Source organism: Streptomyces sp. NPDC029138, assembly GCF_055564375.1.
In genome coordinates this window covers 21,699-36,230 of record NZ_JBVHWM010000086.1, presented here as the reverse complement: position 1 = coordinate 36,230, position 14,532 = coordinate 21,699, and the positions used below count along the sequence as shown (strand labels likewise).

11 protein-coding genes are annotated in these 14,532 nt (G+C 68.9%); 1 reads left to right on the top strand and 10 read right to left on the bottom strand.

What is annotated here, in order from left to right; translation table 11 throughout:
• Nucleotides 1–641: 641 nt before the first annotated feature.
• From ACZ4WH_RS39535 to ACZ4WH_RS39490, 10 genes are all read right to left on the bottom strand, one after another.
• On the bottom strand, nt 642–1,781 hold the full coding sequence (locus ACZ4WH_RS39535) for an IS701 family transposase (RefSeq protein ID WP_468190099.1): 1,140 nt from the start codon (nt 1,779–1,781) through the stop codon (nt 642–644).
• 453 nt (nt 1,782–2,234) lie between these two features.
• Nucleotides 2,235–5,081, bottom strand: coding sequence for an FAD-binding and (Fe-S)-binding domain-containing protein (locus tag ACZ4WH_RS39530; protein ID WP_468190097.1), 2,847 nt, complete (start codon nt 5,079–5,081; stop codon nt 2,235–2,237).
• A 139-nt stretch (nt 5,082–5,220) separates the two neighbouring features.
• A complete protein-coding gene (locus tag ACZ4WH_RS39525; protein WP_468190095.1) occupies nt 5,221–6,054 on the bottom strand; it encodes a DUF6282 family protein in 834 nt (277 codons plus the stop codon).
• The gene (locus ACZ4WH_RS39520; protein ID WP_468190094.1) at nt 6,047–6,904 is read right to left on the bottom strand and encodes a carbon-nitrogen hydrolase family protein; all 858 of its coding nucleotides are present in this window, start codon (nt 6,902–6,904) and stop codon (nt 6,047–6,049) included. The genes ACZ4WH_RS39525 and ACZ4WH_RS39520 overlap by 8 nt, the downstream gene beginning before the upstream one ends.
• Nucleotides 6,901–7,851 carry a glycine betaine ABC transporter substrate-binding protein gene (locus ACZ4WH_RS39515; protein ID WP_468190092.1) on the bottom strand — a complete coding sequence of 317 codons (951 nt, stop codon included), beginning with the start codon at nt 7,849–7,851 and terminating at the stop codon, nt 6,901–6,903. Before ACZ4WH_RS39515 ends, ACZ4WH_RS39520 begins: the two co-directional genes overlap by 4 nt.
• A gap of 57 nt (nt 7,852–7,908) precedes the next feature.
• The gene (locus ACZ4WH_RS39510) at nt 7,909–8,667 is read right to left on the bottom strand and encodes an ABC transporter permease (protein ID WP_468190090.1); all 759 of its coding nucleotides are present in this window, start codon (nt 8,665–8,667) and stop codon (nt 7,909–7,911) included.
• Nucleotides 8,664–9,635 (bottom strand): ABC transporter ATP-binding protein, encoded by a 972-nt coding sequence (locus ACZ4WH_RS39505; RefSeq protein ID WP_468190105.1) that lies wholly within the window; start codon nt 9,633–9,635, stop codon nt 8,664–8,666. The genes ACZ4WH_RS39510 and ACZ4WH_RS39505 overlap by 4 nt, the downstream gene beginning before the upstream one ends.
• A 25-nt stretch (nt 9,636–9,660) precedes the next feature.
• Nucleotides 9,661–10,308 carry an ABC transporter permease gene (locus ACZ4WH_RS39500; protein WP_468190088.1) on the bottom strand — a complete coding sequence of 216 codons (648 nt, stop codon included), beginning with the start codon at nt 10,306–10,308 and terminating at the stop codon, nt 9,661–9,663.
• Nucleotides 10,309–10,468: 160 nt separating this feature from the next.
• Nucleotides 10,469–11,218: an IclR family transcriptional regulator gene (locus ACZ4WH_RS39495; RefSeq protein ID WP_468190086.1), complete on the bottom strand. Its 750-nt coding sequence runs from the start codon at nt 11,216–11,218 to the stop codon at nt 10,469–10,471.
• A 205-nt stretch (nt 11,219–11,423) separates the two neighbouring features.
• A complete protein-coding gene (locus ACZ4WH_RS39490; protein WP_468190084.1) occupies nt 11,424–12,347 on the bottom strand; it encodes an alpha/beta hydrolase in 924 nt (307 codons plus the stop codon).
• 763 nt (nt 12,348–13,110) lie between these two features.
• On the opposite strand from ACZ4WH_RS39490, the gene ACZ4WH_RS39485 reads away from it, so the two are divergent.
• Complete coding sequence (locus tag ACZ4WH_RS39485; protein WP_468190082.1) at nt 13,111–14,115, top strand: aldo/keto reductase family protein; 1,005 nt, start codon at nt 13,111–13,113, stop codon at nt 14,113–14,115.
• Nucleotides 14,116–14,532 lie beyond the last annotated feature (417 nt).

The following is a 14,532-nucleotide window of genomic DNA, read 5'->3' as shown; positions in this document are numbered from 1 at the left end:
CCTTCTTCGGGGTTTCGGAACCCCCCATCGCGTCTTATGAGTCTCTCCCCCCCCCCCCCCCTTTTCTCGCCCCCCCCCCCCCCCCCCCCCCCCCCCCCACGCAGCAGTACGCCCGAACGTCTTTACGGTCAAGACGACGCAGGTCCTGACTTCGCCCGCTCCTGCGGGGTACCAGGTCCGCGCTCGCACGCTGAACAATCTGCCGCGCACTGCTCTATGCGGCCGCCCCGCACCGCCTGTGCCCCTGACGTGATCCAACCGGCTCGCCCGCTTCGGGTACGCGAAATCCGATGTGGTTGAAGGCCGCGGAGAAGGCCGGCGCTGAGGTCCGTCTGCTGCAGGGCCGCCGAGCTTGCCCCCCCCAGTCGGCGATCGACTCAAGCCGGGCCCACTGGCCGTTCGTCAGATCCCCACGTCCCACAGCACGTGATCATCAACGAACAAGATCCACTTTCGCAACAGACCCTAGTACTGCAATCACAGTTATGGGGTTTGGCCTCGCCGTTTGTAGTGGCTGAGGCGAGCGCGGGTCTGACTGAGCCGTCTCCACCATGACCAGCGCAGATGGTGTGTCGGAGTGAGGTGTGGGGGGCGGAGGAGTAGTCCGATCAGGCGGCGGATCTCCGCGACGGACAGGGGTATCAGGCGGGTTTGTCCAAGATCGCTGCCCCCTTTGACAGTTCCTGGGCACGGATGGCGGTCAGTGCGGCGAGTGCGGCCATGGACAGGGTGATGTGTCGGTACCAGGCGTCGTAACGGCGGACCTGGTAGTGGTCCAGGCCGCACTCGTTCTTCGCGGCCTGGAAACATTCCTCGACCTGCCACCGGGCCCCGGCCACCCGGGCCAGGTCCCTCAGCCGCGTGCCGACCGGGCCGTAGCACACGTAGTAGGCGATCTCGGTCGGGTCACTGACGCTGCGGCGGGCCAGTACCCAGTGGCCGAAGCCGTTCTCCCACCAGATCCGTATCGGCATCCGGGCCCAGTCGTAGAACCTGTGCCCATGGGCGCCGGCTCCTGCTGACACGCGCTTCCATGCCTGCCGCGGCAGGCCGGCCACCAGGGCGTCGACCCGGGCCTCGGCGCCCCGGGTGGTGATGACGGTGTCGTTGACCTTGGTCGCCAGCACGTGCGCGACCGCGCGCTGCTCCAGCCAGTACCGCACTCGCTTGACCTGCCCGTATGCCTCGTCCGCGGTCACCCACGCGAACGGCACCTTCGCATCCAAAGCCCGCTGGAGCATGGCCTGGAAGTGCTCGATCTTCGTGGCGAACGGCACCTCGTCCGGGACGCCGGCCGCCCGGCACCGCTCACGGTCGTCGGTCCAGGACTTCGGCAGATACAACTCCCGGTCGATCAACGCCCGCCCTCGCCGCGAGGCGTAAGCGAGGAAGGTGCCGATCTGGCAGTTCTCGGTGCGGCCGGCCGTTCCGGAGTACTGCCGCTGCACCCCGGCCGAGCGGACTCCCTTCTTCAGGAACCCGGTGTCGTCGCCGATCAGCACTGCGTCCTTGTCGCCGATGCTCTCGATGACGAAGTCACGGACGTCGTCGCGGACCCCGTCGACGTCCCAGTCCGCCTCGCCCAGCAGCCGCTGCATCCCGATCGGATGCGCCTCACCAGCGCGTTCCGCCAGCGACCAGCCGTTCTTACGCTCCAGCGGTGCCACCAGCCCGGCCATGTACTCCAACGCCCGGCCCCGCGGCTCCGAGCGGGCAAACCGCGACGCGAACCGCGCGTGTAACCCGGCCAACGCCTCACGCCAGGACTCGACTTGACGCACACCAAGATCCACAGACACCGGGACACTCAATCACACCAAACCCCATAACTGTGATTGCAGTACTAGCCGCCGACGACCACGTCCGCGTGCTGCTCGCCAAGATCGCCGCCCGCGACTTCCACGGAGCCGATCGATGGCCCTTCAGGCCGATCGTCCTTCCTGCGGGGCATGAGCCGCACGTCTTCTCCGGTGAAGCCGGGAGGGTTGATCACCGGTGCCGGGCCGAGCCAGTTTTGGCAGACGGCCCGGCGACAGGGAAGCAGACCGCGAGGTACGACAGCATGGACCCGATCAACCTCCTGCCGGTGGTCTACGGCGGTCCCGCCCGGGTCCGTGTCGATTCGCCAGTCGGCCCCCGGACGGAAATGGTCCGTCCGCTCCAGTATCAAGCCCACCGTGCGGCAGGTGCCACGGTTTCGGCCTCTGGCAGCGCCCCGGCGCCACTCACCGGGCTCACCTTCGTGTGGGCGATGAGCGCCGGAGGGCTTCGGCGATGATCTGCACGAGGTGGCGGCTGTCGAGGCCGGCCAGGTCGCGGACCTGAGTGCGGCAGGAGAACCCGTCGGCGAGGATCCGCCGGTCAGGACTGGCGGATGCCTTGGCGAGGATGCCCTCTCGTGCGATCTTCTCGGAGATCTCGTAGTGGCCCTTCTCCATGCCGAAGTTCCCGGCGAGGCCGCAGCATCCCGCGGAGATCTCGACGTCACGGCCCATGGCTTCCAGGAGCGCCTGATCCGCGTCGTAACCCATGACCGAGTAGTGGTGGCAGTGGGGCTGGACGAGGAGTTTTTCGGCTGCTCGCGGCGGCGTCCAGCCGATGGAGGTGACGAACTCGGCGATGGTCTTGACCGAGCGGGCGAGCTCGGTGGCGCGGGGGTCGTCGGCGAGGAGTTCCACGAGGTCCGAGCGGAGCGTGGCGATGCAGCTGGGTTCGATGCCGACGACCGTCCTTCCGTCCCTGACGTGCGGGAGCAGAACGTCGAGTGTCCTGCGCAGTCGGGCTTTGGCGGCGGTGAGCTGGCCGGTGGAGACGAGGGTCAGACCGCAGCAGGCCCCTGGGCCGGCGATCTCGACGTCACAGCCGGCGGCGAAGAGGACTTCGAGGGCGTCCCGCGGGATGTCTGGATCGATGGCGTCCGAGAAGGAGTCGACCCAGAGCACGACCTTGGCCCCGGTCCGCCTCGCGGACCTCGTCGGCGGTCTGCTCCGGCGGAACGGCTTTCGGGGCAGCGTCGGCAGCGAACGGCGAGGGTCGGCTCCCATCACCGCCGTCGTGGCTCTGCGCAGCAGAGGTACGCGGCCGGCGAGGTTGAGAAGCGGGGCCAGTGGCGCGGCGAGCCTGAGCCACTGCGGGAGCCGGCCGAGTGTGTAGTGGCTGAGCGGACGCAGGCGCCCCTTGTACCTCTGGTGGAGCGTTTCGGACTTGAGCATGGCCATGTCGATGCCGGTGGGGCAGTCGTTCGCGCAGGCCTTGCAGCTCAGGCACAGGTCGAGAGCGTCGTGGACCTCGTGGGAACTCCAGCCGTCGGAGACGAGGCCGCCGTTGAGCATCTCCTGGAGGATCCGCGCGCGGCCCCGGGTGGAGTCCTTCTCGTCGCGGGTGGCGGTGTACGAGGGGCACATGAATCCGCCCTGTCCGCCGCTGTCGGCCCGGCATTTGCCGACCCCGACGCACCGGTGGACGGCATCGGTGATGTCTCCGCCGTCGTGCGCGAAGGCGAAGCCGTCGGTGGCGCGCAGGCGCCGGGCCTGGGGACGGCGGAGGTCGGCGTCCAGCGGTGCCGGGCGGACGACGACCCCCGGGTTCATGACGTCTTCGGGGTCCAGGAGCGCCTTGAAGGTCTCCATGGCGCTCAGGGCTTCGGGGCTGTACATGACGGGTAGCAACTCGGAGCGCGCGCGTCCGTCCCCGTGCTCGCCGGAGAGGGAGCCACCGTGCTCGGCGGCCAGCGCCGCGGCGCGTTCGAGGAACCTGCGCATGAGGGTGCCGTCGCCGTCGAGGGGGAAGTCGAGACGGACGTGGACGCAACCGTCGCCGAAGTGGCCGTAGGCCAGCCCGGAGACGTTCTCGGCCGCCATGAGGGCTTGGAGTCCGCGCAGGTAGTCGCCGAGGCGTTCCGGGGGGACTGCGGAGTCCTCCCAGCCCGGCCAGGCCTGCTTGCCGTCGGCGGTGCGTCCGGCCAGGCCGGCACCGTCGGCGCGGATCTGCCAGAGCCTGGTCGCCTCGGGCCCTGCGGGCAGGACCAGGGTGTCGGCCGAGCCGGCGGCGGCGACGAGTTCGCGTGCGGCCCCCACCGCCTCTTCCGGGGTGGCGCCGCCGACCTCGGCGATCAGCCATCCGCCACCGGCGGGCAGGGTGGGGACGCCGACGGCACCGTGTGCCCGGCGGACGACTTCGATGAGCTGCGCGTCCAGGCCTTCCAGGGCGAGCGGGCGGAAGGGGAGCAGATTCGGCACGTCGTCCGCGGCGGTGGCCATGTCGCGGTAGCCGAGGACGGCCAGCGCCGACGCCGCTGCCCGGGGCACGAGTGTGACCGTGGCTTCGAGGAGGATTCCGCAGCTGCCTTCGGTGCCGGTCAGGGCGGCCGCGAGGTTGTGTCCGTTCTCCGGCAGCAGGTGCTCCAGGGAGTAGCCGGAGATCTGCCGTCCGAAGCGTCCGAACTCGGTGCGCAGGACGGCCAGGTTCTGCCTGACGAAGGAGTCCAGACCGGGCACCACGGCGAGACCTTCGGAGCCCGAACCGGCCGTGATGACGTCGCCGCGGCCGGTCAGCCAGGTCAGGGACACCACGTTGTCGGCCGTACGCCCGTAGGACAGGCCGTGCGGACCGCACGCGTTGTTGCCGATCATCCCGCCGATGGTGCAGCGGGTGGCGGTGGAGGGATCGGGACCGAAGCGAAGCCCGTAGGGCAGGGCGGCGGTCTGGAGGGTGCTCAGGACCACCCCGGGTTCCACGACCGCCGTGGAGGAATCGGGGTCGATGGACAGGACACGGTTCATGAAGCGGGAGAAGTCGATCACGAGGCCGGGGCCCACGGCGTTCCCGGCGCAGGAGGTGCCTCCTCCCCGGACGGTGACCGGCACTCCATGGGCACGGGCGATGTCGACGGCGGTGATCACATCGTCCTTGGACTTGGGCGTGAGCACAGCCTCCGGGACGACTCGGTAGTTGGAGGCGTCGGTCGCGTACAGCGCCCTGGTCAGGGACGAGCCGTCGACGAGGTCGCCGAGCTGTCCCCGCAGGGCGTCGAGGAACGCCTTGGTGCGGGGCTGTGCATCGTCTGCCGTGGTCGCTTCCATCGGTGCTGCTCCTGAGGGGCCGTCGGGCCTGCCGGGGTGGACGTGGATTCGTGCCGCAGCGCAGTCGCGTCTGCGAGGGCTCGTGCGGACGAAGGAAGCGATCCGCGTTCAGCGCGTCCATCGCTTCCCTTGATGGCCGTCATGGGAGGACGAGGTGCCGAGGGGTGTCGCCGCCCGCGTCGCGGAGCCATCCGGGGTCCAGTGCCTCGGCGGCGAGCGCGGAGATGAGCTGTTCGAGGGCGGCGGGAGGTTCGGGGCTGTCGGGCTGTCCCGCGTCGGAGGCAAGGACCAGACGTGGTCCTGCCGCCCGGGCGACGGCAGCCAGTCGGGCAGCCGTCATCCCGGGCTGGTGCAAGAGCTGGTAGGCGGTGATCTCGACGTGGGCCCCCCGCTCGGCGAGTTCGGCGATTTCCCGCACCCGCATGCCGGGGACGGTGTAGGAGGGGTGGGTCAGCAGGAACCTTCCGATGCCCCGGGCCTGGGCCTGATCCAGCAGCCACCTGCATTCCTCGCCGCTGACATGCCCTGTGCACAACACCGCGTCGTGCTCGGCGATCAGGTCGAGAACGAGGGCGATGTCCTTGACCGCGGCGTCGTCCGCGGGAAGGACCGGCGGGACGCACAGCACCGAGCGGTCCAGACGCCCGTCCAGGTCCCCCAGCCGTGGCAGTCGGGCGGCTTCCTGGGTGTGGGCGTCCGCCGTGGGGAACCACACGACCCGGCCGCCCGTGGAAAGCGCCGAGAGGACGGCCGCCGGGTTGATCCCGCCGACGGCACGGTTGAGGGTGATGCCTCCCACCACCTCCAGTCCGGATGAGCGGCTGAGGGCGCTGGCCCGGCCCACGGTGGATTCGTGGTGGGCCTTCAGCACGAAGCCGCTGTAACCGGCCGCCGCGTAGCCGGCCCCGATCTGGTCGTCGTACCCGATGCGGTCGAGGACGTCAGGAGCGGCATGGACATGAACGTCAAACACGGAGCTGCTCTCTCTCGGGGCCGAGGTTGGTCGCGAAGGCTCCGGCGAGGAACTCGGTGCGGGATTCCGCGAGGAGAGGGACCTCTGCCCGAAGCCGGCGCAGGGCCGTCATGTCCAGCTCGGCGACAGCGGCACCCGGCTCGTCCCCGAGGGAGACGAGGACACTGCCGTCCGGGCCCAGAACGCGTGAGCCGCCCCAGAACCGGGCCCCGCCGTCGGTGCCGCAGCGGTTGACGAACACGACGTAGCACTGCAGCAGCACCGCGGCGTGCTCCAGGATCACCTCCCATGTGTGGCGGATCCTGGCCGGGTCGGAGCCTTCCACGCTGGCCACGGGCACGATCAGGACTTCGGCGCCGCCTTGGGCCGCCAGCCACGGGATGACCGGATGCCACATGTCGTTGCAGATGGCCGTGGCGATCCTGGCCGCGCCGAAGCCGGCGGTCCGCAGCTCCGCGCCCGGCTGGAACGAGAGGTGCTCGTTCCACGGCGCGTAGGACACGGGCTGCAGCTTGCGCTGCAGGTACCGGGTCCCGGTCCGTGGGTCGGCCAGCAGGTAGCTGTTCCAGGGCAGCCCGGACGGGTTCTTCTCGGTGAAGCCCACGGCGACGCCCGCGGACACCAGGGCAGCCAGCCGCGGATCGTCGCTGGTGAGGAGGTTCGTCTCGGTGGGGGGCGTGAATCCGTAGCCGTTGACGGAGAGTTCCGGGGTGACGGCGAGGTCGACCGGGCCGACGCTGTCGTGCAGTTCGGTGATGCGGGCGAGGTTCTCTTCGACCGCGCCGAAGACGGGTGCGGTCTGGAGGAGCCCTACGCGAAGCGTGGCCGGCTCCTCCACGCTCTGCGTCACTTCAGCTTGTTGGCGCTGAGCCACTGGCTCGCGACCTCCTCCGGCCTCTTGCCGTCCACGTCGATCTCCGCGTTCAGCTTCTGCAGTTGGGCGGTGACCAGCAGCTTGCTCACCGGATCCATCACCGTCTGGACCCTCGGGTACTTCTTCAGGACCGTGCCTCGGACGTTCAGGGAGAGGTTGTACGGCGGGAAGAACTTCTTGTCGTCCTTCAGGACGGTCAACCCGAGGGCGGATATGCGGCCGTCGGTGGCGAAGACCTCACCGAAGTTGCACGGATTGCCCTTGGCGACGGCGTTGTAGATCGGGCCTTCGGCCAGCTCCGCCGCGTCGCTCTTGGGGAGGTTGAAACCGTACGCCTTCTGCAACCCCGGCCACCCGTCGTCGCGCCCGAAGAACTCCGAGGCGCCACAGAAGCCCGCGCTGCCCGGATCCTTCGAGACGAGTTCGGCGTAGTCGGAGAGCGTGGCCACGCCCAGCTTCTTCGCCGCCGACGTCTCCACCGCGACGGCATAGGTGTTGTTCGCCGCGGCCGGCGGGAGCCACACCACGTCGTTCCTGGACTTGTCCAGCGCACTGACCTTCTCGTACAGGGCCTGGGGGTCGGTGATGTTCCCCCGCTGATGCAGGGCCAGCCAGCCGGTGCCGGTGTACTCCCAGTACATGTCCACGTCGCCGCTGGTGAGCGCCGCACGCACGGCGTTGGTTCCGCTCATGCCGCAGGTGCGCTTGACGCTCGCCCCCTGTGACTCGAGCCGTTGGGCAGTAATCTCGCACAGCAGCAGCTGTTCGGTGAAGTTCTTCGACGCGACGTTCACGGTGACCCCTTTGAGGGGGCCGCTCCTCGCCGGGCCGCTCCCCTTGTCGGCGCCGCTGCTGCCGAGAGCACAGCCGCTGGTGAGCGCGAGGCTGAGCAGGCCCGCTGCGGCCGTCATGGTTCTGCGCATGCTGAAGCCCTTTCGTGGTGCTTGAGGGTGTCTGGGTGGGACGGAACAGGAGCGGTCTCAGATGCCGCGCGGGCGCAGGACCCGTTCAGCGAGGCCGGCCAGCCAGTCGACGGTCAGGGCCAGGGCCATCGTGAGGGCGCTGCCGACGACGAGCACCGGCGTCCTGTCGAGGGAGATGCCGGAGGAGATGACGGAGCCGAGGCCCCCGGCGTTGGTGAATGCGGCGAGGGTGGCCACGCCGACGTTGAGGATCAGTGCCACGCGGATGCCTGCCAGCATCACCGGGACCGCCAGAGTCAGCTCGATGGTGAACAGCACCTCCCGGGCGTTCATCCCCATGCCCCGGCCGGCGTCGATCAGCGCGGGGTCGACCTGACGGATCCCGACCATGGTGTTGCGCAGCACGGGAAGCAGTGCGTACAGCACCAGGGCGACCACGGCCATCCAGAAGCCGACGCCGAAGACCATGGCCAGCACCACCAGCACCCCGATCGACGGCACCGCCTGGCTTGCGTTGGCCGCCGCGAGCACGATCACCCCCGCCCTGCTGATGCCGGGCCTGGTCAGCAGCACGCCGAGGGGGACACCGATGGCGACGGTCAGCAGCGTCGAGGCGACGACGAGTTGGACGTGCTCCCACAGGGCGGTCAGCACGACGTCCGGGGCCAGGCTGCGGGTCTCGATGGAGTCCAGCTGGAGGGAACTGACGTAGGCCCAGAGGGCGCCCAGCAGGACGAGGACGGTCAGCGGCAGCACCCACGTGCGGGAGCGGCGTGTCCCCGAACCGGTGGTTGCCCCGACGGCCCCGGCGCTCATGAAAGCACCTTCGCCGGCTGGGCTGCCGCGGTGAGCAGGGTCTGTAGGTCGAGGTAGCGGGTGCCGTCCCCGGGAACACTGACCTCGACGCCCTCCGCCCGTGAAGCCAGAACCAGCTCGAGTGCCCTGTGAACGGTTTCACCGGCGTCTATGGCGATGGAGTTCGCCGCGCTGGGCACGTCGGAGGGCGCGGAGGCCAGGACATCCGAGACCTTCAGGAGCGACAGCCGGCGGACCGGGGCGCCGGACCCGACGAAGTCGCGGACGAAGTCGTCGGCGGGGTTGCTGAGGATCGCCAGGGGCGTGTCGAACTGGGCCAGGCGGGAGCCGGGGCCGAAGATCGCGATGCGGTCGCCCAGGCGGAGCGCCTCGTCGATGTCGTGGGTGACCATCACGATCGTCTTGCGGATCCGTTCCTGGAGCCGCAGGAACTCCATCTGGAGCTTTTCCCGCGCGATGGGGTCCACGGCGCCGAACGGTTCGTCCATCAGCATCACCGGCGGATCCGCGGCGAGGGCGCGGGCGACGCCGACCCTCTGCTGCTGGCCGCCCGAGAGCTGCCGGGGGTAACGGTCGGCATAGGTGGCCGGGTCCAGTCCGACCATCTCCAGCAGCTCCTTCGCTCGCTGACGGCGCTCGGACTTCTTCACCTTGAGCATCCTGGGCACAAGGGCGATGTTGTCCGCGATCGTCAGATGGGGGAGCAGGCCGATCTGCTGGATGACGTAGCCGATGCCGCGCCGCAGCTCGTCCACGTCGGCGTGGGTGACGTCCTTGCCGCCGATGAAGATCCGCCCGTGGGTCGGCTCGACGAGGCGGTTGATCATCCGCAGGGTGGTGGTCTTCCCGCATCCGGACGGGCCGACCAGGACGACGAACTCTCCTCGCTTGATCTCCATGGAGAGTTCGGAGACGGCCGCCTTGTCCTGGCCGGGGTATCGCTTGGAGACCTCGTCCAGAAAGATCATGGTGTCGGGGCTCGGGATGGGCCTGTCAGACATTCAATCCTCGCAGAGCGGTGATCTTGGCGATCACGATGAACAGGAGGTCGAGGACCAGAGCGACGAGCACCACTCCGATCACTCCGGAGAGAGCTTCCTCCAGTGCGTTCGCTCCCCCGATCCGCTCCAGCCCCCGGAAGATCAGCTGTCCCAGACCAGGGCCGCGCACGACGGCTCCGATGGCAGCCGTCGCGACCAGCATGATCGTCGCCGTGCGGATCCCGTTGAGGATCACTGGCCAGGCCAGGGGCAGGACAACGGTGCGCATCCGCTGTCCCGGGCCCATGCCCAGGCCGCGGGCCGCCTCGACGACGGCCGGGTCGACCCCTTCGATGCCGGTCACCGTATTGCGCAGGATCGGGAAAACCCCGTACACGGAAAGGGCGGCGATCGTCGGGGCCACACCGAGCCCCAGGAGGGGGATCATGAGGGCGAACAGGGCGAAGGAGGGGATGGTCAGCAGGGACCCCGTCAGCGACAGCAGGGCGCTGCGCAGGCCGGGGGAGGACTGCGTGGCGAGGGCGAGCCCGATTCCGACGATCGCGGAGATTGCGACACTGACGAGGACCAGCTCGATGTGTTGCTCGGCCAGGAACACCAGGTAGCTCGCGTTGTCGGCCATGTAGGAGATGAGCTTCACGGCGTGGCCGCCCCTCTCGAGGGACGGCCTGCGAGCGTGTTCAGGACCGCCTGACGGGGGCCGGCGGGGCCGGACTCGGGACGGGGAGGAGCGAGATGTCGCATGGTGATCTCCGGTTTCGTGGCTCGGACGGATGGTTGTCGGGTCGCTTCGGCGGCCGTCAGGGGTCGCTCGGATCGGCGCAGGAGCGCACGTCGGAGCTGAGGGAGGCCTGCAGGCCCCGCACCGTCGACAGCAGGTGCCCTCCGAATGCCTGGAGGTGCGGCTCGATCCTGAACGCGGGGCCGGAGATGTTCACCGCCGCTTTGACCTGCCCGGTGAAATCCCTGACCGGTGCCCCGATGCCCATGAGTTCCGGGTCGAAGACGCGGTTCGCGACCGTGTATCCCCGCCGCCGGGCCTCCTGCACCTGGACGAGGAACTCGCGCGCCTCACGCTCCGACACCCGGTTCTCACCGCGTCGGACGATCTCGATGATGTGCTCGTCCTCATAGTCCATCAGCAAGGCCATCCCGCTGGAACTGCGGTGCACGGGGATCGTACGGCCCACCCAGTTCACGGCCTCGATCGACCGCCGGGAGCCCTCCGACAGAACGGTGAGGACCTCACCGTCGCTGAGCACGCTCAGGTAGGTGCGTTCCCGGACCGTTTCGGTCAGCCTGAGCAGCAACGGGGCCGCGAGTTTGGTCAGCCGCTGGTCTCCCGCTCGCACCGCCAGCGCGAACAGCCGCCAGCTCAGCTCGTACCGCCCCGAACGACGCCGGGCGACCATGCCCGTCTCGAGCAGGCTCTTGAGCTGCCGGGACACGACGGACTTCTCGCGCTCCAGCACCCTGGCCACATCGGCCACGCTCAGGCCGTCGGGGAAGGCGGCCGGATCCGCGGACGCGAGCGCGTCCAGGATCGCCATCACTCGCGAAGCACCGCTCCGCGAGGCGGGGTGAGTCTGTTTCTGCTCGAGAGCCATACCGAATCCTAGGTAGCGGTATGCAGTAACTAGAGTGCGCACGTGAGGTACGCAACAGGCGGTTGCATTTTTTGCACCGCTCCTCCGCGCGCCGCCTCCGGTGCCGGGACGGGACAGGTTTCCGTGCCGGGGCGATCCGGGGCCGCTGTCAGGCCGAGATGCTCCGGGGCCGAGCGGCGGAGGCACTGAAGGCGGCGTCGAAGAACTCCTTCAGGCGGTCGCACAGCAGCAGGAACTCCGGGTGGTCGCCGTACATGAAGTCGTTGTGCCGCCCGTTGATCGTGTAGAGGGTCCTGGGCGAAGCGGCCGACGCGTACAGGGACAGGGCCTCGTCGTAGGGATGCAGCGAGTTCCGCTCACCGTGGGCGATGAACAGGGGTGTCGGCGCGAGGTTCGCCACCACGTTCTCCACCTTCAGATCGAGGATGGACTCCGTGAACTGCAGCCGAGTGGGGTGCCCGAAGCCGTAGACCTGTGCCAGTTCCTTCTGGACGTAGTCGTCGGTGGCCGGGTCGAGCGGGTAGTGGGCGAAGGTGTCAGCGAGCTTGGACTCGCCCCGCAGCACTCGCCGCACCCGGTCCTCCTCCACCTCGTCGACGATCTTCAGGAAATCGTCGTAGGTGTGGATGGACTTCAGCCAGCGTTCCCCGTCGTAGAACCCGTTGAGGGACGCCACGGCCGCGACGTCGTCGCCGCCCTTCTCGGCGGCGAGGATGACATTGGCAGCGCCCATGCCCCACCCGATGAGGCCCACACGGCGGGAGTCGACGTCGTCCCACGAGCGGATGAACGTGACCGCGTTGCGCACATCCTGGGCCTGCTCCTCGATCAGGACCCGTCCCTTTTCGCCCTCACTGTCCGCCATGCCGCGGTAGTCGAAGCCCAGGCACACGAACCCGCGTTCGGTCAGCCGCTGAGCGAACATCTTCGGGTAGAACTCGTTGAACCCCTGGTAGCCCGAGTTGATGACGAGCGCCGGGTGCTGCTCTCCTCCCGGGAGGTCGTCAGGGTAGTAGGCGGTGGCCTTGAGACGGCTGCCCTCGCTGTAAAACGCGGTTTCCTTCTGGATCACGATGCTTCCTTGTGTACGTCCGACTGGCCACGCTCCGGCGCCCTCCGGGGCCGGTGCCTTCGCCGCTTGTGCTGGCGGAAGTCCTGTACGCGTCCCGAGAGGTGCTACAGGTCTTGGGCCGTCACTTTCGAGCCATGATGTGGTGCACGCAACGTGGAGATGCATTATTTGCAACGCCCGATGACAAGTGCAGCCGCAGCGAACCTACGAGCCTGCGCCTTCCGGAGCTGAGGACCGCGTTCTCCCTCGCCGGCACAGCGTCCCCGAAGCCGGAACCGGCGGCCGGAAACGTGGTGGGGCACTGTCCGGAGAGGTAATGGCCGACACGGCCGTGTAGTACGGGCACACGTGTCCGGCCTGCCGGGGCCCGTGCTGGAACAGCCCGTGAGCAGCCCGAGGTCATAGTGCACATATGTGAGTGTCCGTTGCGATTTACGGCTGGTGCGCTTACATCTCAACCCCCGGTTTTGCTTGTTGACAAGACATAAGTTGTGGTTATTGTCGACACAACCGCCCATCCGCACCCTCCCGGAGCCACCCGTGCAACGCGTCGTTCAGTTCACCGACCGCCGCCAGGCCGAGACCGCCGAGCAGGTCGGAGCTGAACCGTCGCCCGACCACCTGAGAGTGCGGACCCGCTACTCGTGCGTCTCAGCGGGCACACGCTTCTTCTAACGCCTGCGGTGGCCCGACGAACACCTGCCAAGTCCTCCTGCACCCGGCTGCGCCGACGGTGCACACGTACCACCGAAGGATTGCTCTCATGGAGTACCGTCACCTCGGCCGCAGTGGCCTGGTCATCAGCGAGATCGCCTACGGCAACTGGCTCACCCACGGCTCGCAGGTGGAGGCGGACGCGGCCACCGCTTGCGTGCATGCGGCGCTGGAGGTGGGCATCACCACCTTCGACACAGCCGACGTCTACGCGGCGACACGCGCCGAATCGGTCCTGGGGGAGGCGCTGAAGGGCGAGCGCCGCGAGGGGCTTGAGATCTTCACGAAGGCGTACTGGCCGACCGGTCCGGGGCGCAACGACCGGGGCCTGTCACGCAAGCACCTCATGGAGTCGATCGAGGGATCGCTGCGCCGGCTGCAGACCGACTACGTGGATCTGTACCAAGCGCACCGGTACGACGTGGCCACGCCGCTGGAGGAGACGATGGAGGCGTTCGCCGACATCGTGCACTCCGGCAAGGCCCACTACATCGGTGTCTCCGAGTGGCCCGCGGAGCAGATCCGGCGCGCTCACGCGCTGGCGCGGGAGCTACGCATCCCCCTGGTGTCCAACCAGCCCATGTACAACGCCCTGTGGCGGGTCATCGAGGCGGAGGTCGTGCCCGCTTGCGAGGAACTCGGCATGGGTCAGGTGGTCTACTCGCCGATCTCGCAGGGAGTGCTGACGGGCAAGTACCAGCCCGGCGCCCGGCCCCCGGAGGGCTCGCGGGCCACCGATGACAAGGGCGGGGCCGACATGATCGCGCGGTGGATGCGCGACGAGGTGCTGGAGGCCGTGCAGCAGCTCAAGCCGCTGGCCGCCGAGGCCGGGCTGTCCCTCGCCCAACTGGCCGTCGCGTGGGTGCTGCAGAACCCCAACGTCTCGGCGGCCATCATCGGTGCCTCACGGCCGGAGCAGGTCGCGGAGAACGCCAAGGCGTCCGGTGTCGTGCTGGAGGCCGACCTCATGGCCCGCGTCGAGGAGGTGCTGAAGCCGGTGGCGGTCACCGACCCCGAGCGGGTCCACGACAATGTGCCGGAACGCCGCCCTTGAGCCGACACCCTCGCGAGCGATCGGAGGACCGTCCTGTCAGGTGTTCCCCTGAAGCATCGGTGACGGCCACGCCTGGAGGACTGCCCTGCCAAGTCACGGCCGCACCCGTTGTGCGTCCGCAGGCGGAAATCACCAGATCGCAGCGGCGAACTTCCCGCCTCTGGCAGACCCCGTGAGGTCCCACCGGACCGGCTCGACGCCGTGCGTGAGCGCTTGCCGATGCCCGGGGCATGAGGCCCGGCCCACTCGGGCATGTCCCTGGGCGGGCCGGCGCGGCCCGCCGATCTTCGGCGGAGATGAGGAGCAGGCAGTCCCAGCCGTGGAGCTCAGCCGTCGGCTCCCGGCCGGCCCCCGGTCGTCGCGCACCCGGAACGGCCGGCGCGGCCGGCGCCGTGGACGTCGCTCAGGGCGGCGTTC

Coding starts and splice junctions, on each gene's coding strand:
- ACZ4WH_RS39530 (WP_468190097.1), bottom strand. CDS start 5,081: ATGGAAGCGACCACGGCAGACGATGCACAGCCCCGCACCAAGGCGTTC.
- ACZ4WH_RS39510 (WP_468190090.1), bottom strand. CDS start 8,667: ATGAGCGCCGGGGCCGTCGGGGCAACCACCGGTTCGGGGACACGCCGC.
- ACZ4WH_RS39515 (WP_468190092.1), bottom strand. CDS start 7,851: ATGCGCAGAACCATGACGGCCGCAGCGGGCCTGCTCAGCCTCGCGCTC.
- ACZ4WH_RS39505 (WP_468190105.1), bottom strand. CDS start 9,635: ATGATCTTTCTGGACGAGGTCTCCAAGCGATACCCCGGCCAGGACAAG.
- ACZ4WH_RS39495 (WP_468190086.1), bottom strand. CDS start 11,218: ATGGCGATCCTGGACGCGCTCGCGTCCGCGGATCCGGCCGCCTTCCCC.
- ACZ4WH_RS39485 (WP_468190082.1), top strand. CDS start 13,111: ATGGAGTACCGTCACCTCGGCCGCAGTGGCCTGGTCATCAGCGAGATC.